The 22,274-nt window shown below is 67.2% G+C and carries 21 protein-coding genes and 1 tRNA gene; 13 read left to right on the top strand and 9 right to left on the bottom strand.

Going from position 1 to position 22,274, the window contains the following annotated elements; all coding sequences use genetic code 11:
• Positions 1-6: 6 nt before the first annotated feature.
• From AACH00_RS11900 to galU, 3 genes are all read left to right on the top strand, one after another.
• Positions 7-1,437 (top strand): DUF58 domain-containing protein, encoded by a 1,431-nt coding sequence (locus AACH00_RS11900; protein ID WP_341399356.1) that lies wholly within the window; start codon positions 7-9, stop codon positions 1,435-1,437.
• 110 nt (positions 1,438-1,547) lie between these two features.
• Positions 1,548-4,403 carry a valine--tRNA ligase gene (locus AACH00_RS11895; protein ID WP_341399355.1) on the top strand — a complete coding sequence of 952 codons (2,856 nt, stop codon included), beginning with the start codon at positions 1,548-1,550 and terminating at the stop codon, positions 4,401-4,403.
• 85 nt (positions 4,404-4,488) lie between these two features.
• Positions 4,489-5,355, top strand: coding sequence for a UTP--glucose-1-phosphate uridylyltransferase GalU (gene galU, locus AACH00_RS11890; protein ID WP_341399354.1), 867 nt, complete (start codon positions 4,489-4,491; stop codon positions 5,353-5,355).
• 101 nt (positions 5,356-5,456) lie between these two features.
• Here galU and AACH00_RS11885 read toward each other — a convergent pair whose 3' ends face one another.
• From AACH00_RS11885 to cysM, 3 genes are read right to left on the bottom strand one after another with little or no spacing between them, the layout of a single operon-like run.
• The gene (locus AACH00_RS11885) at positions 5,457-5,684 is read right to left on the bottom strand and encodes a sulfurtransferase TusA family protein (RefSeq protein ID WP_341399353.1); all 228 of its coding nucleotides are present in this window, start codon (positions 5,682-5,684) and stop codon (positions 5,457-5,459) included.
• Positions 5,685-5,731: 47 nt separating this feature from the next.
• Positions 5,732-6,271, bottom strand: a complete 540-nt coding sequence (locus AACH00_RS11880) for an NUDIX domain-containing protein (protein ID WP_341399352.1) — start codon at positions 6,269-6,271, stop codon at positions 5,732-5,734.
• A 32-nt stretch (positions 6,272-6,303) separates the two neighbouring features.
• A complete protein-coding gene (gene cysM / locus AACH00_RS11875; protein WP_341399462.1) occupies positions 6,304-7,209 on the bottom strand; it encodes a cysteine synthase CysM in 906 nt (301 codons plus the stop codon).
• Between the two features lie 157 nt (positions 7,210-7,366).
• Between cysM and AACH00_RS11870 the strand changes: the two genes are divergently transcribed.
• Both AACH00_RS11870 and AACH00_RS11865 read left to right on the top strand, forming a co-directional pair.
• A tRNA-Leu gene (locus AACH00_RS11870) sits at positions 7,367-7,451 on the top strand.
• A 55-nt stretch (positions 7,452-7,506) separates the two neighbouring features.
• On the top strand, positions 7,507-8,217 hold the full coding sequence (locus AACH00_RS11865; protein WP_341399351.1) for a rhomboid family intramembrane serine protease: 711 nt from the start codon (positions 7,507-7,509) through the stop codon (positions 8,215-8,217).
• On the opposite strand, the gene AACH00_RS11860 is transcribed toward AACH00_RS11865, so the two are convergent.
• The gene (locus AACH00_RS11860; RefSeq protein ID WP_341399350.1) at positions 8,218-9,114 is read right to left on the bottom strand and encodes an SDR family oxidoreductase; all 897 of its coding nucleotides are present in this window, start codon (positions 9,112-9,114) and stop codon (positions 8,218-8,220) included.
• Between the two features lie 57 nt (positions 9,115-9,171).
• Here AACH00_RS11860 and AACH00_RS11855 point away from each other — a divergent pair, with 57 nt between their 5' ends.
• The 6 genes from AACH00_RS11855 (at position 9,172) to AACH00_RS11830 (ending at position 16,159) form a co-directional block, all read left to right on the top strand.
• Positions 9,172-10,206 (top strand): CDP-6-deoxy-delta-3,4-glucoseen reductase, encoded by a 1,035-nt coding sequence (locus AACH00_RS11855; protein ID WP_341399349.1) that lies wholly within the window; start codon positions 9,172-9,174, stop codon positions 10,204-10,206.
• 125 nt (positions 10,207-10,331) lie between these two features.
• The gene (locus AACH00_RS11850; RefSeq protein WP_341399348.1) at positions 10,332-11,105 is read left to right on the top strand and encodes a ferredoxin--NADP reductase; all 774 of its coding nucleotides are present in this window, start codon (positions 10,332-10,334) and stop codon (positions 11,103-11,105) included.
• Between the two features lie 234 nt (positions 11,106-11,339).
• Positions 11,340-12,806 (top strand): efflux transporter outer membrane subunit, encoded by a 1,467-nt coding sequence (locus AACH00_RS11845; RefSeq protein ID WP_341399347.1) that lies wholly within the window; start codon positions 11,340-11,342, stop codon positions 12,804-12,806.
• Positions 12,807-12,885: 79 nt separating this feature from the next.
• A complete protein-coding gene (locus AACH00_RS11840) occupies positions 12,886-14,235 on the top strand; it encodes an efflux RND transporter periplasmic adaptor subunit (protein WP_341399346.1) in 1,350 nt (449 codons plus the stop codon).
• Complete coding sequence (locus AACH00_RS11835) at positions 14,232-14,942, top strand: ABC transporter ATP-binding protein (RefSeq protein WP_341399345.1); 711 nt, start codon at positions 14,232-14,234, stop codon at positions 14,940-14,942. The genes AACH00_RS11840 and AACH00_RS11835 overlap by 4 nt, the downstream gene beginning before the upstream one ends.
• A gap of 5 nt (positions 14,943-14,947) precedes the next feature.
• The gene (locus AACH00_RS11830; RefSeq protein WP_341399461.1) at positions 14,948-16,159 is read left to right on the top strand and encodes an ABC transporter permease; all 1,212 of its coding nucleotides are present in this window, start codon (positions 14,948-14,950) and stop codon (positions 16,157-16,159) included.
• Positions 16,160-16,166: 7 nt separating this feature from the next.
• Here AACH00_RS11830 and orn read toward each other — a convergent pair whose 3' ends face one another.
• Entirely contained in the window at positions 16,167-16,727 is a 561-nt protein-coding gene (gene orn / locus AACH00_RS11825; RefSeq protein ID WP_341399344.1) for an oligoribonuclease, read from the bottom strand.
• A gap of 54 nt (positions 16,728-16,781) precedes the next feature.
• Here orn and AACH00_RS11820 point away from each other — a divergent pair, with 54 nt between their 5' ends.
• Complete coding sequence (locus tag AACH00_RS11820) at positions 16,782-18,044, top strand: M48 family metallopeptidase (protein ID WP_341399343.1); 1,263 nt, start codon at positions 16,782-16,784, stop codon at positions 18,042-18,044.
• Positions 18,044-18,970, top strand: coding sequence for a ribosome small subunit-dependent GTPase A (rsgA, locus tag AACH00_RS11815; RefSeq protein WP_341399342.1), 927 nt, complete (start codon positions 18,044-18,046; stop codon positions 18,968-18,970). Before AACH00_RS11820 ends, rsgA begins: the two co-directional genes overlap by 1 nt.
• A 36-nt stretch (positions 18,971-19,006) precedes the next feature.
• Here the strand turns inward: rsgA and AACH00_RS11810 are convergent, their stop codons facing one another.
• The 4 genes from AACH00_RS11810 to trmD all read right to left on the bottom strand — a co-directional run bounded on the left by AACH00_RS11810 (position 19,007) and on the right by trmD (position 22,263).
• Positions 19,007-19,996: a CobD/CbiB family protein gene (locus tag AACH00_RS11810; protein WP_341399341.1), complete on the bottom strand. Its 990-nt coding sequence runs from the start codon at positions 19,994-19,996 to the stop codon at positions 19,007-19,009.
• Between the two features lie 162 nt (positions 19,997-20,158).
• Positions 20,159-20,887 (bottom strand): CoA pyrophosphatase, encoded by a 729-nt coding sequence (locus AACH00_RS11805; protein ID WP_341399340.1) that lies wholly within the window; start codon positions 20,885-20,887, stop codon positions 20,159-20,161.
• A 160-nt stretch (positions 20,888-21,047) separates the two neighbouring features.
• A complete protein-coding gene (gene rplS / locus AACH00_RS11800) occupies positions 21,048-21,401 on the bottom strand; it encodes a 50S ribosomal protein L19 (RefSeq protein ID WP_089417256.1) in 354 nt (117 codons plus the stop codon).
• 100 nt (positions 21,402-21,501) lie between these two features.
• Positions 21,502-22,263: a tRNA (guanosine(37)-N1)-methyltransferase TrmD gene (trmD, locus tag AACH00_RS11795; protein ID WP_341399339.1), complete on the bottom strand. Its 762-nt coding sequence runs from the start codon at positions 22,261-22,263 to the stop codon at positions 21,502-21,504.
• Positions 22,264-22,274: the final 11 nt, after the last annotated feature.

Genomic DNA, 22,274 nt, shown 5'->3' with positions numbered 1-22,274 from the left:
ACCGGGATGGCCGCCGCGCAGAAGGCGCAGGCCAGCCCGGCCACCCCACCTGGCCAGCAAGCCGGCAACCACCCCACCGTGCGCCTGCTGCCCGGGCGCACCTTGCCGCGCTGGCTGCTGGCTCTGGCGGCGGCGCATCTGGCGCTGGCCTGGCTGGCTGCACCCGCCACCTGGCCGCATGCCCTGCTCGCCGTGGCGGTGGTCGCCGGCGTCCTCTGGCTGGGACTCGACCTGTGGCGCGCCCGCCGGGCCTGGCTGCAGCACCCGCTGCAGGTGCACCGCCCCATGCCGCGCGTGCTGGCCCTGGGTGTGGCCCACACCGTGTCGATCCGCCTGAGCTTGCCGGCTGGCGCACCGCACGCCTGGCATGGCGAGTTGTTCGACGGCGTGGACGCCACCTGCGACAGCAGCGGCCTGCCGGCGAGCTTTCAGCTGGCGCCCGGTGAAAGCGTGACACTGAGCTACACGCTGTGGCCCCGGCACCGCGGTGCGGGCCGGCTGACGCCGCCGCAATTGCGCTTGCGCAGCCCGGCCGGCGGCTGGCAGCTGCAAGTGCAGGCCGGCGAAGGTGTGGCCTTCAAGGTCTACCCGAACTTTTCAGAGCTGGCCCGCTTCGCCTGGCTGGCCAGCGACCAGCGGCTGGCCGAGATGGGCATCCGCCAGGCCGCGCAACGCGGCAGCGGCACCGATTTCCGCCAGCTGGCCGACTATCAAGCCGGCGACCCCGTGCGGCACATCGACTGGCGCGCCACCCAGCGACGCGGCAAGCCGGTGGTACGCCAGTACCAGGACGAGCGCGACCAGCGCGTGATCTTCCTGCTCGACTGCGGCCGCCGCATGCGGGCTGACGACCGCACGGGCCCGCGCCAGGCCGAGCACTTCGACCAGGTGCTCAATGCCCTGGCGTTGACTGCCCACGTCGCCCTGAAGGCCGGTGACGAGGTCGGCCTGATGACCTTCGGCCATGCAACAGGTGAAGGCCGGCAACTGGCGCCCCGCAAGGGCACGGCGGCACTCGACCAGTTGCTGGAAAGCGTGCACGACCTGCAGCCCGGCACGCAGCACCCCGACTATGTTGACGCGGCCCGGAACCTGATGCGGCAATCGCCCCGCCGCGCGCTGGTGATCTGGCTGACCAACTTCCGCGACGACGATGTGTCCGAGCTGGCTCCGGCGCTGCGCCTGCTGCGTCAGCGCCATGTGACCATGGTGGCCAGCCTGCGCGAGCCGGTGCTGGCCGACCTGGCTGCGCAGCCGCTGCAAAACGGCCCGGCCGCCGCCGAAGTGGCCACCGCCCACTGGCTGGCCCAGGCCCGCGCCGATGCCTTCGCGCGGCTGCAGGACCGCCACGGGCTGATCGTGGACGTGCCCCCGAACGAGCTGGCCGCCGCCCTCGTCACCCGCTACCTCGCGGTGAAGCGGCAGCAGCTGCTCTGAGCCGGGCCTGAAACGGCCTGCCCGCTCAGGGCAGACCCTACAATCGGCCCTCCCCCGAAACAAGGTAACGCGCCGCTGCCCAGCTGCTGCGGCCGCCACAGGTTTGCCCCATGACTGAACTCGCCAAATCCTTCGAACCCGCTGCCATCGAAGCCCGCTGGGCCCCGCTGTGGGAGAACGCTGGCGTCTACAAGCCCACGCTCGACCCGGCCAAGCCTTCGTTCTGCGTGCAACTGCCGCCACCGAACGTGACCGGCACGCTGCACATGGGCCACGCCTTCAACCAGACCATCATGGACTCGTTGACGCGCTACCACCGCATGCAGGGCGCCAACACGCTGTGGGTGCCCGGCACCGACCACGCCGGCATCGCCACCCAGATCGTGGTGGAGCGCCAGCTGCAGGAGCAGAAGCTCAGCCGCCATGACCTGGGCCGCAAGAATTTCGTGGCCAAGGTTTGGGAATGGAAGGAGCAATCGGGCTCGACCATCACGCGCCAGATGCGCCGCATGGGCGACTCGGTCAGCTGGGAGCACGAGTACTTCACCATGGACGAGAAGCTCTCGGCCGTGGTCACCGAAACCTTCGTCCGCCTGTTCGACGAAGGCCTGATCTACCGCGGCAAGCGACTGGTGAGCTGGGACCCGATCCTGAAGTCCGCCGTGTCGGACCTGGAAGTGGAGAGCGAAGAGGAAGACGGCTCGCTCTGGCACATCCGCTACCCGGTGGAAGGCAGCAGCGACACGCTGGTGGTGGCCACCACCCGTCCGGAAACCATGCTCGGCGACACCGCCGTGATGGTGCACCCGGAAGACGAGCGCTACACCCACCTGATCGGCAAGCAGGTGCGCCTGCCCATCACCGGCCGCCTGGTGCCGGTGATTGCCGACGACTACGTGGACAAGACCTTCGGCACCGGCGTGGTGAAGGTGACGCCGGCCCACGACCAGAACGACTACCAGGTCGGCCTGCGCCACAAGCTGGCCATGCTCACCATCTTCGACCTGGAAGCCAAGGTCAGCGCCCACGAGGCCACCGAAATCCCGGCCGAGTACATCGGCCTGGACCGCTTCGTGGCCCGCAAGAAGATCGTCGCCCAGCTGGAGGCTGACGGCCTGCTGGTGGAGGTGAAGAAGCACAAGCTGATGGTGCCGCGTTGCGCCCGCACCGGCCAGGTCATCGAGCCGATGCTGACCGACCAGTGGTTCGTGGCCATGAGCAAGGCCGGCGCGAACGGCAAGTCGATCGCCGAAGAGGCCATCGAGGCGGTGGAATCGGGCGACGTGAAATTCGTGCCCGAGCAATGGGTGAACACCTACAACCAGTGGATGAAGAACATCCAGGACTGGTGCATCTCGCGCCAGCTGTGGTGGGGTCACCAGATTCCGGCCTGGTACGGCGAAGCCGGCGAGCTGTTCGTGGCGCGCAGCGAAGAAGAAGCCCGCGCCAAGGCCACCGCGGCCGGCTACACCGGCACGCTGACGCGTGACGAAGACGTGCTCGACACCTGGTACTCGTCGGCCCTGGTGCCGTTCAGCACCCTGGGCTGGCCCGCCAAGACGATCGAACAAGACCTGTTCCTGCCCAGCAGCGTGCTGGTGACCGGCTACGACATCATCTTCTTCTGGGTCGCCCGGATGATCATGATGACCAAGCACTTCACGGGTCAGGTGCCGTTCAAGCATGTCTACATCCACGGCCTGGTGCTCGATGCGCAGGGCAAGAAGATGAGCAAGAGCGAAGGCAATGTGCTGGATCCGGTCGACCTGATCGACGGCATCGAGCTGGCCCCGCTGCTGGACAAGCGCACCCAGGGTTTGCGCAAGCCGGAGACAGCGCCGAAGGTGCGCAAGGCCACCGAGAAGGAATTCCCGGAAGGCATTCCGGCCTACGGCGCCGACGCGCTGCGCTTCACCTTCGCGGCCATGGCCACGCTGGGCCGCAGCGTGAACTTCGACAGCAAGCGCTGCGAGGGCTACCGCAACTTCTGCAACAAGCTCTGGAACGCCACCAAGTTCATGCTGATGAACTGCGAAGGCCAGGACTGCGGCCTGAAGGAGCACAGCAAGGAAGAGTGCAGCGTGGGCGGCCCGGCCCACGGCTACCTGGCCTTCAGCCCTGCCGACCGCTGGATCACCAGCGAGTTGCAGCGTGTGGAGATGGCGGTTGAGCAGGCCTTCGCCGAATACCGCCTGGACAACGTGGCCAACGCCATCTACCAGTTCGTCTGGGACAGCTATTGCGACTGGTATCTGGAAATCGCCAAGGTGCAGATCCAGACTGGCACCGAAGCCCAGCAGCGCGCCACCCGCCGCACTCTGGTGCGCGTGCTCGAAACCGTGCTGCGCCTGCTGCACCCGGTGGCGCCGTTCATCACCGCCGAGCTGTGGGACACGGTGGCGGTGGTGGCCGGCCGCAAGGCAGCTGACAGCACCGACACCATCGCCACGGCGGCCTACCCGAAGGCCCAGCCGGAACGCATCGACCCCGTGGCCGACGCGTGGATGGTCAAGCTGAAGGAGTTTGTGGGCGCCTGCCGCACGCTGCGCGGCGAAATGAACCTGTCGCCGGCCGAGCGCGTGCCGCTGATCACCCTGGGTGACGCGGCGTTCATCACCGAAGCAGCGCCGGTGCTCAAGGCCCTGGCCAAGCTCAGCGACGTGCAGGTGCAGACCGACGAAGCCAGCTTCACGGCGGCCAGCGAACTGGCCCCGGTGCTGGTGCAGGGCGAGGCACGCCTGGCGCTGAAGGTGGAGATTGATGTGGCCGCCGAGCGTGAGCGCCTGGGCAAGGAGATCAAGCGCATCGAAGGCGAAGTCGTGAAGGCAGAGGCCAAGCTGGGCAATGAAAGCTTCGTGGCGCGTGCGCCTGAGGCCGTGGTGGCGCAGGAGCGTCAGCGCCTGGTGGAATTTGCCCGCACGCTGGACAGCCTGCGGGCCCAGCTCGGCAAGCTCCCCCCTGCCTGAGGGGGGCGCTTGTCGTGTGTCTGTCACGGATCTTGCAAAGGCCCGTGACAAAATGATTCAACACCCTACCGCCCCAAGGTCGTTCATGAAAATCAACAAAGCCATCTTCCCGGTTGCCGGTCTCGGTACCCGCTTCCTGCCGGCCACCAAGGCCCAGCCCAAGGAAATGCTGCCGGTGGTCGACAAGCCACTGATCCAGTACGCGGTGGAAGAGGCCTACTCGGCCGGCATCAAGCAAATGATTTTCGTGAACGGCCGCAACAAGCGCGCCATTCCGGACCACTTCGACACTGCCTTCGAGCTGGAGCATGAACTCGAAGCCGCCGGCAAGCAGGAACTGCTGGACCTGGTGCACTCGATCAAGCCCGACGACATGGAGTGCATCTACATCCGCCAGCCCAAGGCCCTGGGCCTGGGCCATGCGGTGCTGTGCGCACAGTCGGTGGTCGTGAACGAGCCCTTTGCCGTGCTGCTGGCCGATGACCTGATGGTGGGCAAGCCGTCGATCATGAAGCAGATGGTCGAGCAGTACAACGAATGGCACGCGTCCATCATCGCCGTGCAGGAAGTGCTGCCGGAGCACACCAAGCGCTACGGCATCGTCGCCGGCACGCCGGTGAACGACCGCATGATGGACCTGACGCACATCGTCGAGAAGCCGTCGCCGGAAAACGCGCCGTCGAACCTCGGCGTGGCGGGCCGCTACATCCTGAACCCGGGCATCTTCCGCGAGATCGCCAACCTGCCGCGCGGCGTGGGCGGTGAAATCCAGCTGACCGACGGCATCGCCTCGCTGATGCGTCGCGAGAAGGTGTTTGCCTACCGCTACGACGGCCGCCGTTATGACTGCGGCAGCAAGGAAGGCTTCCTGGAAGCCAATGTGGAACTGGCCCTGGCCCATCCGCAACTCGGCGCCGGCTTCCGCAGCTACCTCAAGACCCTGGATCTGTGAGCCACCTCACGGCACCATGACAAAGGCCCGCATCAAGCGGGCCTTCTTGTTTGTGGGGCTGCCGGTCTGTGTGCCGGCCAGCCACCGAGGCGGTGAAGAACTCAGCGCCGGCGCAGGAAGTGGATGAACTCGCCTTCCGCTTCCGATTGCTCGACCAGATCGTTGCCGGTCTGGCGGGCGAAGGCCTGGAAGTCGCGGGTCGAGCCCGGGTCGGTCGCCACCACCTTCAGCACATGGCCGCTGGGCATGTCTGCCAAGGCCTTCTTGGCCTTGAGGATGGGGAGCGGGCAATTCAGGCCGCGGGTGTCGATTTCCTTCTGCGCTTCCATGCGGGGGCTTCCTGTCGGGGGCAATACAAGTAGAGGCGACCAGCAGCTCAGGGCTTGGCCGGCCATTCGAAATAGCGGGGCTCAACCCCTTGGCGCCGCAGCCATTCTGCCAGCGCATGGCCGGTGCCGGAGGGCCAGCACATCACCTCACCGGGCGCAAACAGGCGGTAGTCCACCAGTTCCGGCGAGAGCCGGATCTCACCACGCGCCACCACATGGTAGGCGATGATGACCTGGTTCATGCGCTGGAAGTCCCACACGCCGATCAACTCGACGCGCTCGGCCACCAGATTGGTTTCTTCGAGCACTTCGCGGGCGATGCCGGCTTCGGGCGATTCACCCGCTTCCATGAAGCCGGTGATCAGCGCGTACATCTTGCCGGACCAGGCGGCGTTGCGGGCCAGCAGGAGTTGCCCGTCCCGGTCAGCGCACTGCACCACCGCCGCCAGCACCGGCGTCGGGTTGTTCCAGTGGGTGAAGTTGCACGCGCCGCAGCGCAGGCGCAGCGTCGGGCCGCCATCTTCCATCGCCTCGACCCAGCCGAGCGGTGTGGCGCATTGCGGGCAGAAGCGGTAGTCGGTGCTCATGGTGTCAGCCTGGAAGATGCAGCGAGGTGGCCTCAGGCCGGAAAGACGCCGGTGGACAGGTAGCGGTCACCGCGGTCGCAGACGATGAAGGCGATCGTCGCGTTTTCCACCTTGCGCGCGATCTGCAGGGCCACCCAGCAGGCGCCCGCCGCCGAGATGCCCGCGAACAGGCCCTCTTCGGCGGCCATGCGGCGCGCCATGTCTTCAGCGTCCGACTGGCTCACATAAACCAGCTCGTCCACCGCCTGCGGGTTGTAGATCTTTGGCAGGTAGGCCTCGGGCCACTTGCGGATGCCGGGAATGCGCGAGCCTTCAGCCGGCTGGGCGCCGATGATGCGCACACCCGGGTTCTGCTCCTTCAGGTAACGCGACACGCCGGTGATGGTGCCGGTGGTGCCCATCGCGCTCACGAAGTGGGTGATGCGGCCTTCGGTGTCGGCCCACAGCTCGGGGCCGGTGGTGGCGTAGTGCACCGCCGGGTTGTCGGCGTTGGCGAACTGGTCGAGCACCCGGCCCTTGCCGTCCTTCTGCATCTGCTCGGCCAGGTCGCGGGCCAGCTCCATGCCACCCGACTTCGGGGTGAGGATCAACTCGGCGCCAAAGGCCTTCATGGTCTGCGCGCGTTCGATCGACAGGTCCTCCGGCATGATCAGCACCATGCGGTAGCCCTTGATGGCTGCGGCCATGGCCAGCGCGATACCGGTGTTGCCCGAAGTGGCTTCGATCAGGGTGTCGCCGGGGCGGATCTCGCCGCGCACTTCGGCCTGCCGGATCATGTGGATGGCCGGGCGGTCTTTCACCGATCCGGCCGGGTTGTTGCCCTCGAGCTTGCCGAGGATCACGTTGCCACGCGCAGTTGCGTCAGCACCCGGCAGGCGTTGCAGGCGAACCAGCGGCGTGCCGCCAATGGCATCTTCAAGGGTCTTGTAGTTCGGCATCGATGCGATGTGCAAGAGGGAGGCAAGTGGGACGTTCGATGCATTATCGCGGGCATCCAACTTTTCGCCGCGGGGCGTCTGGATGCCCATGGCGCTCATGCCATAATCGGCCCCTCACCAGCAGTTGATCGTCTGTTGACCGTTGATTGCTGCACCTGCCCGCGTGACGAAATCGGTAGACGTAGCGGATTCAAAATCCGCCGCCGCAAGGCGTGCCAGTTCGAGTCTGGCCGCGGGCACCATTGCAGACCGTTCCACGGTCTGTTTTTCTTTCGGCCCCACACGTCGCGAGAGTCCATGCCGTCGCTGCCCCCTTACACCAAAGCCCTGTTGCTGATCTGCACGGCTGTGTTCTGTATCGAGCAGTTGCTCGGCGCCACACTGCCCCTGAAGCTGTGGTTTGCGCTCTACCCGATCAACAGTGGCGGCTTCCTGCCTTGGCAACCGCTGACCTACGCCTTCCTGCACGGCGATCTGGCCCACCTGTTCTTCAACATGCTGGGTCTGTGGATGTTCGGTGCTGAGCTGGAGCGCCTCTGGGGCCAGAAGCGCTATTCGCAGCTGCTGCTGGCCAGCGTGCTGACGGCCGCCGTTGCCCAACTGATCGTCACCCTGCTGCCCGGCCGCTTCGCGCCGACCGTGGGTGCATCGGGTGCGCTGTATGGCTTGTTGCTGGCCTACGCGCTGATGTTCCCGCGCCGCCAGTTCGACCTCGTCGGCTTCCTGCCGATGGTGCTGATGATGATGCCGGGGCAGATTTTCTACACCCTGGGCATCGTGATGATCGTGCTGTTGATGACCAACCGCCAGGCCATCCCCATCCCGCCGATCACCGTGCCGGCCAAGGTGATGGTGATGCTGTTCGGTGCGATCGAGTTGTTCCAGGGCGTGCTGTTCAGCAACTCCGGCATCGCCCACTTCGCCCACCTGGGCGGCATGGTTGGCGCCTGGCTGATGATCCGCTACTGGCGCGGCCAGCCGCCGTTCCCGAAGCGGCGCGGCTGGTGATCAGCCCTCGGCCAACCCACTGGCCACGTCCGGATGAAGGAGCTGCAATCGCAGCTCTTTTTTCATTCTGGTGTTCACCAGGCGACGCGACTCGCCCATGAAGCTCAGCTGCATGGGCGACAGCGTCTGTGCCAGCTCGGCCCGGCTGCGCCGCGGCGGGCGCGGCAAACCGTAGCGATCAGCCACGGCATCGAAGTGATCGCCCATGCGCAATTCGCTGTCGTCGCTGATGTGCAGCACGCGCTGCGGCAGACCACGATGCAGCGCTGCCACGCAGGCCCGCGCGAGGTCGTCGGCATGGATGTGGTTGGTGTAGACGTCGTCGTCCGCCACCAGCACCGGCGCGCCGCGCTCGACACGGTCACGTGGATGGCCGCCCACGCGATCAACGGCATAGATGCCCGGGATGCGCAGCACCGTGGTGCGCACACCCAGTGCGCGGCCAGCCCAGCGCACACGAGCTTCAGCGTCCACGCGGCGACGCGCCCGGTCGGTGGCGGGCGCCACGGGCCGGGTTTCATCAAAGCGCGCACCGCCGGCATCGCCGTACACCCCGGTGGTGCTGCCGTACACCAGGCACCGCGGCGCACGGCGGCGGGCCAGCGCGTGCAGCAAGGCGGCGGTGCGCGGGTCACTCGGCCCGTTGCCGGGTGGTGGGGCCAGATGCAGCACGGCATCGGCCAGGCCAGCCAGGCGGGCCAGCGTGGCCGGCTGGTCGAGGTTGCCAATCAGCGGCATGGCGCCTGCCGCGCGCAGCAGCTCAGCGCGCTCGGGCGAGGAGGTCAGCGCCAGCACACGCCATTGCGTGCGCACCAGCTTGAGCACGCGCATGCCCACATCACCGCAGCCCACGATGAGCAGGGTCGGGCGGCGAAAGGTGCGGTGGGGCAGTGACATGACACGAATGGGCGACAATCAAAAACTCAGTGTAGTGGCCCAGAGAATTTCGCCGTCATGACCTTCCGCATCACCCTCAAGCCTTCCGAGCGCAGCTTCGACGTGGCCCGCGACGAGCCCATTTTGAATGCGGCCATCCGCGACGGCATCGGCCTGCCCTACGGCTGCAAGGACGGCGCCTGTGGCTCATGCAAGAGCCGCCTGCTGGAAGGCCGCGTGATTCACGGCGCGCACCAGGCCAAGGCCCTGAGCCCGGCCGAGGAAGAAGCCGGCATGATCCTGACCTGCTGCGCCACGCCGCAGACCGACTGCGTGGTGGAAGCCCGCAGCGTGGCCGGCGCTGGTGAGTTCCCGGTGCTGAAGATGCCGGGCCGTGTGCTGTCGATGCAGCGCGCCGCCCCTGACGTCGCCATCATCCGCGTGCAATTGCCGGCCAACCAGAACTTCCAGTTCCACGCCGGCCAGTACGTGGAATTCATCCTGCGTGACGGCGCGCGCCGCAGCTACTCGATGGCCAATGCGACGCACAACCTGGGCACGCCGCCGTCGATCGAGCTGCACATCCGCCACATGCCCGGCGGCAAGTTCACCGACCAGGTGTTCAGCACGATGAAGGAAAAGGACATCGTCCGCATGGAAGGCCCGTTCGGCACCTTCTTCCTGCGTGAAGACAGCGCCAAGCCCATCGTGATGATCGCCTCGGGCACAGGTTTTGCGCCAATCAAGGCGCTGATCGAGCGCATGCAGGACAAGCAGATCAACCGCCCCGTGGCGCTGTACTGGGGCTGCCGCTCGAAGGCCGACCTCTACCTGCATGACTGGGCCGTGCAAGCGGCGGCCGACATGCCGAACCTGAGCTACACGCCGGTGCTGTCTGAGCCCCAGGCCAGTGACGCCTGGCAGGGCCGCACTGGCTTTGTGCATCAGGCCGTGATGGCCGACCTGCCGGACTTGTCAGGCCATCAGGTGTATGCCTGCGGTGCACCGGTGATGGTGGCCGCTGCCCAGCGCGAATTCACGGCCGCGTGCCACCTGCCGGAAGACGAGTTCTTCGCCGACAGCTTCACCTCCGAGGCCGACAAGGCCGCCTGAACCCGAGCCCCGGGCGCGGATGGCGATAGCCGGTCGCAGGGAATTCGCGCCTGAGGGATAATCCCGGGTTGCCGTGCAGCGCGACACGCGTTGCCTTTGTCTCTTTTTACCTTCGAAATTCAAGCATGAGTGCCTTCAACGAAGAGCGCGTGTTGAGCGTGCATCACTGGACCGACCGCCTGTTCAGCTTCACCACCACCCGCGACACCTCGCTGCGTTTTTCGAATGGCCACTTCACCATGATCGGCCTGCGCGTGGACGGCAAGCCGCTGCTGCGCGCCTACTCCATCGTCAGCCCGAACTACGAAGAGACGCTGGAATTCCTGAGCATCAAGGTCCAAGATGGCCCGCTGACCTCGCGTCTGCAGCACATCCAGGTCGGCGACAGCATCATCGTCGGCAAGAAGCCCACGGGCACGCTGCTGATCGACTACCTGCTGCCCGGCAAGCGCCTGTATCTGCTGTCGACCGGCACCGGCCTGGCCCCGTTCCTCAGCGTGATCCGCGACCCGGACACCTACGAGAAGTTCGAGCAGGTCATCCTGGTGCACGGCACCCGCGAGGTGAAGGAGCTGGCCTATCACGACTACATCACCCAGGAGCTGCCCAAGCATGAGTTCCTCGGCGAGATGGTCAGCAAGCAGTTGCTCTACTACCCGACCGTGACGCGTGAGCCCTTCCGCAACCAGGGCCGTCTGACGACCGCGCTGGAAGAAGGCCAGGTCGCCAAGGCGCTGGGCATTCCAATGCTGAACGCCGAGGAGGACCGCGTGATGATCTGCGGCAGCCCGGAAATGCTGCGCGACCTGAAGACCATGATGGAAGTGCGCGGCCTGAAGGAAGGCAACACCACCACGCCGGGCGACTTCGTCATCGAACGCGCCTTCGTGAGCCAGTAAGCCGCTGCAGCCCCGAGGGGCTGTCAGCGCGGCGCCCATCACCGCCCCACCGACAGCCACCAACAGCCACCTCCGGGTGGCTTTTTTCATGGCGAGTCGAAGCGCAGCCACCCATCGGGTCTGACCCTGAGCCCCGCAGCTTTACTTTACAAAGCAGTCCGAAATCGCTTTGCACACGGGCAGCAACATGCCTCCATCGCCGGCCACCAGTGCCGGCCTCATGGACCTTGCTGCATGCCCCGAACCCTTCCCCCAGCGGCCCGCTGGCTGCTTTGCGTGTTGTTTGCCACCGGCACGGTGGCGCAGGCCGCAGACACGCCACCATCAGTCGATCGCGCCCTGCAAGGCCTGCAGACGCCGGTGGAGGCCACGCACTGGCTGGAAGCCGGGCCGGCCACGGCAGGCACTGACGGCATCAGCGCCGCCTGGTGGGAGCAGTTCAAGGACGCCGACCTCACCCACCTCGTCACCAAGGCGCTGAGCGCCAATGCCGACGTGCGGCAGGCCCGGGCCAGCCTCGCCCAGGCCCTGGCCCAGCAACGTGCCAGCGAGGCCGGCCAGCAGCTGCAGATCGGCACCACGGGCTCGGCCAGCCGCCAGCGCAGTGGGGGCGTCAACAGCAACCAGGTGAAGGGCGTGCTGTCGGCGAGCTGGTCACCCGACGTGAACGGCACGCAGGCTGCCGAGCTCGACCGCGTGGCTGCGCTGGTGACGGCCGCACAGGCCAGCGTGGCCAGCACCGAGTTGCGCGTGGCGGCGGAGGTGACCGCCAACTACCTGCAATGGCGCGACACCCAGGCCCGCCTCGCCCTGACCGAACGCAGCCTGCGCAGCTTCGAAGAGACCCAGGTGCTGACCCAGTGGCGCGCCCAGGCCGGCCTGGCGAATGGGCTGGATGTGGACACCGCGGCCTTGAACACCGCGCAGACCCGCGCCAGCCTGGCGCCCCTGCGCACCCAGCTGGCCCAGTACGAACACCAACTCGCGCTGCTTGGCGGCCTGACGCCGCTGCAGTTGCACGGCAGCCTGGCGGTCGACCCGGCCTTGCAGATCCCCGCTGCTGCGCTGAACGGCCTCTCGGCGGGGGTGCCCGCCGACCTGCTGCGCCGGCGGCCCGATGTGGCCGCAGCGCAAGCCAATCTGCTGGCCCAGTGGGCAGCCACCGAAGGCACCCGCCGGGCCGCCCGCCCCAGCGTCAGCCTGACCGGCTCGATCGGCTGGCAGGCGGCCACGCTGGCCGGCCTGGGCCAGCCCGGCAGCGCCGTGGCCAGCTTGCTCGGTGCCGTGTCGTGGACGCTGTGGGACAACGGCGAGCGCCAGGCCTTGATCGACCGTGACGACGCCGCGCTGAACGTCCAGCGCGCGGCCTTTGATGCGACGCTGCTGAGCGCGGTGACGGACGTGGAAGACCGGCTGGTGGGCCTGCAGCAGCAACGCCTGCGCCTGCCCGCGCTGGAACAGGCCGCGCAATCAGCCGACGCCGTCTGGCAGGCCACGAAGCACCGGCAAGCAGCCGGCTTGACCGACGTGACCGCCCTGCTGGTGGCGCAGCGCAATGCCCTGTCCGCCTGGCTGTCGCTGCAATCGGCTCGCACCGACCTGCTGCTGGCCCTGACGGCCACGTGGCGCGCCCTGGGTGGCGGCTGGGCGGGCGTGAACGGCTCGGGCGCTTCCGCGCCGGTGGGCGCACCCGCCACGTGAGCCACGCCAGCCCCCACCAGCCAACACCCACACCCCAACGGTTTCCCACCTTCCCCCTTGCGCTTGCCGCGTGTCCACCATGCCTGCTGATCTGAACACCTCCCCCGCGGCCGAAGCCCTGCCCGCCTGGCTGCAACATGACCAGCGCCCGCTGTGGCGCCGGCCCGCCGTGCGCATCGGCGCCCTCACCCTGCTGGCCACCGTGGTGGCTGCCAGCCTCTGGCTGATGCGCAACGACGACGCAGCACGCCCGATCTTCGTCACCCAGGCCTTGACGCGCGGCGACGTGGCCCTGACCGTCAGCGCGAACGGCACGCTGCAACCCACGCGGTCGGTCAGCCTGGGCAGTGAACTGTCGGGCACCGTGGCCGAAGTGCTGGTGGATGTGAACGACCGGGTGCGCAAGGGCCAGGTGCTGGTCAAGCTGGACACGGCCAAGCTGAACGACCAGGTGACGCAGGCCCAAGCCAACCTGGGTGCTGCCGAAGCCACGCTGGCCACCGCGCGCGCCAATCTGAAGGAAATGAAGCTGGCCCTGGCCCGCCAGGAAGAAGCCCACCGGCTGTCTGGTGGCCGCGTGCCGGCAGCCACGGACCTCGACAGCGCCCGCGCCGCCGTCGACAAGGCCATCGCCAGCGAAGCCTCGGCCCTGGCCGGCGTGGACGACATGCGCGCCGCGCTCAGCACCAACCGCACCAACCTGTCGAAGGCGTCCATCCGCTCGCCCATCGACGGCGTGATCCTGACCCGCAGCGTGGAGCCCGGCAATGCCGTGGCCGCCTCGCTGCAGGCGGTCACCCTGTTCACGCTGGCCGAGGATCTGACGCAGCTGAAGCTCTCGGTGAATGTGGACGAAGCCGACGTGAGCCAGATCAGCAGCGGCCAAAGCGCCAGGTTCAGTGTCAGCGCCTGGCCGGGCCGCAGTTACCCGGCCAACGTCACGCGCGTGGCGTTTGGCTCCACCACCACCGACAACGTGGTGACCTACACCACCCAGCTCGCGGTCGACAACAAGGACCTCAGCCTGCGCCCCGGCATGACCGCCACCGCGCAGATCGCGGCTTCCCGCCACACGGGCGTGTGGGTGGTGCCGGTGAGTGCCTTGTCGTTCAGCCCAGCCGCCCCCGCTGGCGGCCCGCCCCCCTCAGGCGCCGCACCCAAGCGCAGCATGCTGGAAACGCTGATGCCCGGCCCGCCCGGTGGCGCCATGGGTCGCAAGCCCGCCGGCATGCCGGGGGCAGCCGCTGCCGCAGCCACCAACCGCACCGGCCGCCCTCAGCAGATCTGGGTGCTGGAAGACGGCGTGCCGGTGCCGATGCCGGTGAAGATCGGCCTGAGCAACGGGCAGCAGACGGAGATCAGTGCCGACGGCCTGCGTGAAGGCCTGGCCGTGATCACCGAGCAGCGCAGCGCTTCTGCCAAGCCATGAGCGCCAGCACCACAGCACCCCTGATCTGCCTGCGCCAGGTGGGCCGCACCTACGGTGAAGGCGAAGCCACCGTGCACGCGCTGCGCAGCATCAGCCTGGACATTCACGCCGGTGAATTCGTGGCGGTGATGGGGCCCAGCGGCTCCGGCAAATCCACCGCGATGAACCTGCTGGGCTGTCTCGATACCCCCAGCCGCGGCAGCTACCGCTTCAGCGGCATCCCGGTGGAGCAACTCGACCGCGACCAGCGCGCCCTGCTGCGCCGCCGGCACCTCGGGTTTGTCTTTCAGGGCTTCAACCTGCTGGCCCGCACCTCGGCACTGGAGAACGTCGAGCTGCCGCTGCTGTACCGCGGTGAGCCGCGCGAACAGCGGCGCGCAGCCGCCCGCGCCGCGCTGGCGCGTGTTGGCCTGGCCGAGCGTGAAAACCACACCCCGGCCGAATTGTCTGGCGGGCAGCAACAGCGGGTGGCGATTGCCCGGGCCATCGTCACGCAGCCCACGGTGCTGCTGGCGGACGAGCCCACCGGCAACCTGGACAGCGCCCGCAGCGCCGACATCATGGATTTGCTGAAAGACTTGAACCAGACCCACGGCATCACCGTGCTGATGGTGACGCACGAGCCGGAGATGGCCGCCTGGGCCAGCCGCGTGGTGCACTTCCGTGACGGCGCGATCGAGCGTGACGAGCAGCGGAGCGCGCCATGATGCTGATGTTCACGAGCAGCCTCACGCTGGCCTGGCGGGCGATCTGCCGCAACCTGCTGCGCTCCTTCCTGACCGTGCTGGGCATCGTCATCGGCGTGGCCGCCGTGGTGACCATGGTGACGCTGGGCAACGGCGCCACGCAGGCGGTGCGCGACCAGATCAGCAGCCTGGGCAGCAACCTGCTGCAGATCCGCCCCGGGCAGCGCCTGGGCCCGGGCATGAGCGGTGCCGGCGCGCCAGCCTTCAAGGACACCGATGCCGAGGCCATTGCCAGCCGCGTGGGCGGCCTGAAGGCGGTGGCGCCCGAAGTGCGCGGGGCTGTCACGGTGGTGGCAAACGGCCGCAACTGGTCGACCACCGTGACGGGCAGCACGGCGCCCTACTTCGTCGCGGCCAACTGGCAACTGGCTTCGGGCCGGGTGTTCAACGACACCGAGCAGGTCACCGGTGCGGCCGTGTGCGTGATCGGCAACACGGTGCGCCGGGAGTTGTTCGGCGCCAGCGCCAACCCGATCGGTCAGGCGGTGCGCGTCAAGGGCTTCTCTTGTGAAATCATCGGCCTGCTGGCGAGCAAGGGCCAGGCTGCGATGGGCATGGACCAGGACGACACCATCATCGTGCCGCTGCGCACAGCCCAGCGTCGTGTCACCGGCACCACCCGGGTGAACACCTTGCTGGTGTCGATGAAGGACGGCGCGGACACCAGCCAGGTCACCGCGCAACTGACTCAGTTGCTGCGTGAGCGGCGCCGGCTGGCCGACGGCGCCGACGACAACTTCAACGTGCTCGACACCGCGCAGATCGCCCAGACGCTGTCGGGCACCACCCAGCTGATGACCTCGCTGCTGGGTGCGGTGGCGGCGGTGAGCCTGCTGGTGGGCGGCATCGGCATCATGAACATCATGCTGGTCAGCGTGACCGAGCGCACCCGCGAAATCGGCGTGCGGCTGGCGATCGGCGCGCTGGAGCGCGACGTGCTGATGCAGTTCCTGATCGAGGCGGTGGTGCTGTCGTCCCTGGGCGGGCTGACGGGCGTGGTGCTGGCCACGCTGGCCTCGTGGGGCCTGACCAGCCTGATGGGCCTGCCCTGGCTGTTCAACCCGGGCATCAACCTGCTGGCGTTCGGCTTTTCAGCGCTGATCGGCGTGGTGTTCGGCTACATGCCGGCACGCCGTGCCGCACGCCTCGATCCGATCGAGGCGCTGCGGCACGAGTGAGCGCGGGTCAGAGCGACAGGAAATGCTCGCGGTAATGCGCGAGCTCGTCGATCGATTCCTGGATGTCGGCCAGCGCGGTGTGCGCCTGGGCCTTCTTGAAGCCTTCCATGGCGGAGGGCTTCCAGCGGCGGGCCAGCTCCTTCAGGGTGCTGACGTCGAGGTTGCGGTAGTGGAAAAACGCCTCCAGGCCCTTCATGTAGTTGGCCAGAAAGCGGCGGTCCTGGCAGATCGAGTTGCCGCACATCGGGCTCTTGCCGGCTGGCACATAGGCCGAGAGGAACTCGATGACGCGGGCTTCCGCATCGGCTTCGCTGGTGGTCGACGCCTTCACGCGGTCAATCAGGCCGCTGCGACCGTGCGTGCCCTTGTTCCAGTTGTCCATGCCGTCGAGCACGGCGTCGCTCTGGTGGATGGCAAACACCGGGCCTTCAACGCGCACGGTGAGGTGCGGGTCGGTCACGACGACGGCGATCTCGATGATGCGGTCGGAGTCCGGCTTCAGGCCGGTCATTTCAAGGTCGATCCAGATCAGGTTCTGGTCGTTCTTGGCCAAGGTGGTTGCGCTCATGGTTGTCCTTGTATCTACAGCGGGTGATTGTCCGACAAACGTACACTCGCCCCCATGCAAGCAAGCACTGTTTCCCTGGCCTTTTGCGCCGCGGTGATCGCGTCGCTGGTGGCCAAGGTCTGGCTGTCGAGTCGCCAGATCCGCCATGTCCACACCCACCGCCACGCGGTGCCCGACGCCTTCGCCGGCATCATCACTCTCCAGGCGCACCAGCATGCGGCCGACTACACCATCGCCAAGGCCCGCTTCGGCCTGCTGAGCGAGGCCCTCGCCACCGCGGTGCTGATGGGCTGGACACTGCTCGGGGGCCTGGAATCGCTCAACCAATGGCTGTTGGCCAACGTGCAGGTGCGCTGGGGCGACATGGCCTACCAGCTGGCCCTGTTCGGCGCGTTCAGCGTACTCAACGGCCTGATTGACCTGCCCGCCGAGCTGTGGCGCGTCTTCCGCATCGAGCAGCAATTCGGCTTCAACCGGGTGACGCCGGGCCTGTTCATCGCCGACCTGCTCAAGGGCACGCTGGTGGGCACGCTGGTGGGTGCGCCCCTGCTGGCCGCCGTGCTATGGGTGATGGGCGCCGCGGGCAGCCTGTGGTGGCTGTGGGCCTGGGCCTTGTGGACCGGCTTCATGCTGCTGATGCAGTTGATCTGGCCGACCCTGATCGCGCCGATGTTCAACAAGTTCGAGCCCCTGAAAGACACGGCCCTGGGCGAGCGGGTGCAGGCCCTGATGCAGCGCTGCGGTTTCCAGGTCAAGGGCTTCTTCGTGATGGACGGCAGCCGCCGCTCCGCCCACGGCAACGCCTACTTCGCGGGGCTGGGCAAGGCCAAGCGCGTGGTGTTCTATGACACCCTGCTCGAGCGCCTGAGCCCGGTGGAAGTGGAAGCCGTGCTGGCGCACGAGCTGGGTCACTTCCATCACCGGCACGTCATCACGCGCATGGCCCTGGTGATCGGCATGAGCCTGGCCGCCCTGGCTTTGCTGGGCTGGCTGGCGCAGCAGACGGGCTTCTATCTGGGACTGGGCGTCAGCCCGAACCTGGGCGCAGCCAATGACGGCATGGCGCTGATGCTGTTCACGCTGGCCGTGCCACCCTTTGCCTTTTTCGTCTCGCCGCTGATGGCGCGTTCATCGCGCAAGGCAGAATTTGAAGCTGATGCCTACGCCAGTGCCCAATCCAGTGGCCCGGCCTTGGCAGCGGCGCTTTTGAAGCTTTACCAGGACAACGCCTCTACCTTGACACCCGACCCCTTGTACGCACGTTTTTACTACTCGCACCCGCCCGCTTCCGAGCGCCTTGCGGCCCTGCCCCGTTGATGGCCCGCGAGCAATTGCCTCAAGCCCTGGTGGTGGGCGCGCACGGTCGGCACGTGATCCTTGAAAAGCCGGACGGCGAGCGCATCCTGGCGCACCCGAAAGGCAAGAAGAGCCAATGCGTGGTCGGTGACCGCGTGTTGTGGAAGCCCGCCGGTGACGAAGCTGTCATCGAAGCCCCCCTGCCCCGCCGCAACCTGCTGATGCGGCAGGACGAATGGCGCACCAAGTCCTTCGCCGCCAACATCGACCTGCTGCTGGTGGTGCTGGCCGGCGAGCCGATGTTCAGTGAGTCGCAGCTCACCCGTGCGCTGATCGCCGCGGAGGACGCCGGCATCACGACCACGCTGCTGCTGAACAAGACCGACCTGCCAACGGCCGCCTTGGCACGTGAACGCCTGCAGCCCTACCGCGACATGGGCCTGACGGTGCTGGAAACCGCACTTACCACCGCCCCTGACGCGGCGATGGCCCTGCTGCAACCCCATCTGGCCGGCAAGGCCACGCTGGTGCTGGGCGCCAGTGGCATGGGCAAGAGCACCTTGATCAACCTGATGGTGCCGCAGGCCGCCGCCGAGGTGCGTGAAATCTCGACCGCGCTGAACTCGGGCAAACACACCACCACAACCACCAGCTGGTACTGGCTGGACGGCGTGGCGGCCACCGAAAGCGGTGAGCGCGCCGCGGTGCTGGATTCCCCGGGCTTCCAGGAATTCGGGCTGATGCACATCACCCCGCAGCGGCTGGCCGACCTGATGCCCGACCTGCGGCAGCACCTGGGTCATTGCCGCTTCTACAACTGCAGCCACCGGCATGAACCGGGCTGCGGCGTGCGCACGGCACTCGAAGACGGGAAGATCAGTGCGTCACGCTATCGGCTGTATGAAGCGCTGTGGGACGAGCTGGAACAGGGTCAGCGCAAAGGCTGAGTGGACCTGCTCAGCCCAAGGGCTGAAGGGGCGGGCTCAGCCCAGCAGGTTGGCCAGCTTCAGCAGGGCCAGCAGAAGCATCCACAGCACCACCGAGCGCCAGACCAGGCCCACCACGCTGCCGAGGTGGCCAAGCTGTGGCGGAATGCCCGGCGTTGAGCCTGCGGCCTCGACCGACTCGGCGTCCAGGCCACCGGTGAAGGTGCGGGAACGGTCGGGCGTCACGCCCGGCGCGGTGGCGCCACCCAGCTGCACGCCCACGGCGCCCGCGGCGGCGGCCAGGATGATGCCTTCGTTCGCATGGCGCCAGAGTTCGGCGTCACGCCGCCAACCCGACACGGCTTCCTCGAAGTTGCCGACCACCGCAAAACCGAAGGCGGTCAGGCGGGCCGGCACATGGTCGATCAGGCCGAAGGCGCGCTGCGACAGGTCACGCAGGCCTTCGTTCACCGCCACGCCCATCTTGCGGCTGCGGAAGGCCCAGTAGCGGCTGGCGAACTCGGCCATGCGGTAGATCACCGCGCCCGCCGGGCCAAACCCGATGGCGGCCAGCACCACATAGCAGAAGAAGACGCCGAACACATGGCGGTGGGCCGCGAGCAGGGAATGCTCGATCACATGGCGCAGCAGCTCGTTGCGGGGCAACTCGGACGCATCGAGGTGACGCCACTCGGCGAGCAGCGCGCGCGCATGGTCTTCGTCACCGCGCTCCAGCGCTTCGCGAATGTCGGTGAAGTAGTGGCTGAACTGCCGGAAACCCAGGGTGAGGTAGAGCACGCCCACATCGAAGGCCAAGGCGCCGATCAGGCTGAAGTAGCCGATGGCCGCATGCAGCCCCCAGGCCACCAGCGCCGGGAAGATCACGGTGACCACCCAGACGATGCGCGCATGACCTGGCTTGCCAGCATCAAAGTTGCGCCCCGTCCAGCCGACCCAGGAGGCCAGCGTGTCGTGCACCCAGTTGTCGCGCGGCAGGGGCTTGATCTGCTCGACCATCAGCGCGAAGAGAACGGCGAAAAAGCTCATCGTCGTTGATGATAACGAGGCTTCGGGTCTGCGCGCCGCTTTACGGTGCATTTCGAACGCACGCGATGCACCGTTGTCGGAAACGCGCTGCTGCGAGCCACTTGCATACAGCTCCGCGTCACTGCGTCATTGGGTACCTGCATGACAGCCCTGCGTCTGGGGTCAGTCGGCCTGCAACAGGTGGTAAAGGTTGCGCAGCATCGCCGCGGTCGCGCCCCAGATGAAGTAAGGCTGGGCGCCGGGTGCCGGCACCCACGGCATTGAGAGGAACTGGCGCGCCATTCCGTCGATCACCACCTCATGGCGCTGGTGATTGGCGGGCGACATCAGGAAGGCCAGTGGCACCTCGAACGCCTCGGCCACCTCGCCCTGCTGCAATTGCAGGGGCACATCGGACGGCACGAAGCCGATCACCGGGGTGACCAGAAACCGGGTGACCGTGGTGTAGATCGGCAGGCTGGCAATCACGTCGATCTGCGCGGCTTGCAGGCCGATTTCTTCCTCCGCTTCACGCAAGGCAGCGGCCACGGCGTCGGTATCGGTGGGCTCCTGTCGGCCGCCGGGAAAGCTGATCTGCCCAGCATGGTTGCGCAGGTGCTCGGTACGGCGCGTCAGCAGCACATGCAGCCCGTCTGCGCGCATCACCAGGGGTACCAGCACCGACGCTGCGGTGGGCACACGATCACCGGCAATGTCAGGCCGCGCGCCGTCACCCGTGATGAACGGCGGCGCCATCGACAAGCGGGGCAGATGCGCCCGCAGCCAGTCGGGCGTCAATCGCTCATCGGGAATGGCTGGCAGGTGCGTATCGATGGAGAGCACGGGCACCGCGCTGGGGTCGGTGATGATGACCCGGGGGGCTGCTGGCGGAGGGGTGCTGGTGGAAGTCATTCAAGGAGGACGGGCGTGATGCTGCGCTCGGCAGGGTACGCCAGACATGACAAAGCCGCCCGGAGGCGGCTTTGCGCGGATCGCACCTGAGACAGGCTTGATCCGCTGACTGGCTGAACCAGACTGATGCACCACCACAGGGGTGGCACACCAAGCCCGATCAGGCCAGCTTTTCCTTGATTCGAGCCGACTTGCCCGAACGCTGACGCAGGTAGTACAGCTTGGCGCGACGGACATCGCCGCGGCGCTTGACTTCGATCGAAGCGATCAGCGGGCTGTACAGCTGGAACGTACGTTCCACGCCTTCACCGCTGGAGATCTTGCGAACGATGAAGCTGCTGTTCAGGCCGCGGTTGCGCTTGGCAATCACGACGCCTTCATAAGCCTGCACACGCTTGCGGGTGCCTTCAACCACGTTCACCGAGACGATGACGGTGTCGCCAGGCGCGAAGGCCGGGATGGTCTTGTTCAGGCGAGCAATTTCTTCTTGCTCAAGGGTCTGGATCAGGTCCACAGATTTCTCCAAAAGATCGTGCCGGCGCAGCGTCAAAACGGTCGTGATGCAGAAGAACCTGCATCACTTATCGCCCGGCAGAGGATCGAAAAGCCTTTGATTATAGCGCAAGACTGGCGAGGTAGCGCTCATCTTGCTTCGAAAGCAGCCCGCGCGCGCGCGCCGCGGCAATCAGATCAGGCCGACGCCGTGCCGTGATGGCCAGCGATTGCTCCCTGCGCCAGCGGGCGATGTCGGCGTGATGGCCGGACATCAGCACCGGCGGCACGTGCAGCGCCTCGCCGTCCGGCGGCGTCCAGCTTTCCGGCCGGCTGTAATGCGGGCAGTCCAGCAGGCCGTCTTCGAAGCTGTCCTGCTGGTGTGAGCGCGCATCGGCCAGCACCCCTTCCTGCAGGCGGGCGACGCCGTCCAGCACGGCCAGGGCCGGCAACTCGCCGCCAGACAACACGAAGTCGCCCAGGCTCAGCTCGATGTCGACATGGCGATCCAGAAAGCGCCGATCGATGCCTTCATAACGGCCGCACAGGAAGATGGCGCCAGGGCCGGCCGACAGCTCACGCATCACTGTCTGGTCAATCTGGCGGCCGGTCGGGCTGAAGTGGATGACCGGCGCGGGGGCCGAGTCGGCACGGGCCGCACGCACGGCAGCCAGCGCACGCTCCAGCGGCTCAACCAGCATCACCATGCCGGGGCCGCCACCGTAGGGGCGGTCATCGACGCGGCGGTAGTTGTCTTCGGTGTGATCGCGCAGCGGCCAGCAGTGAACGTCGACCTGGCCGGACGCAAACGCGCGGCGCGTCACGCCCACCGTCAGGAAGGGCGCGAACAACTCAGGGAACAGGGTGATGACGTCGAAGCGCATCCGGACCGGGC

Source organism: Ideonella margarita, from assembly GCF_038066635.1.
Classification (GTDB): Bacteria; Pseudomonadota; Gammaproteobacteria; order Burkholderiales; family Burkholderiaceae_C; genus Ideonella; species Ideonella margarita.
This window is presented reverse-complemented; position numbering and strand designations above follow the sequence as displayed.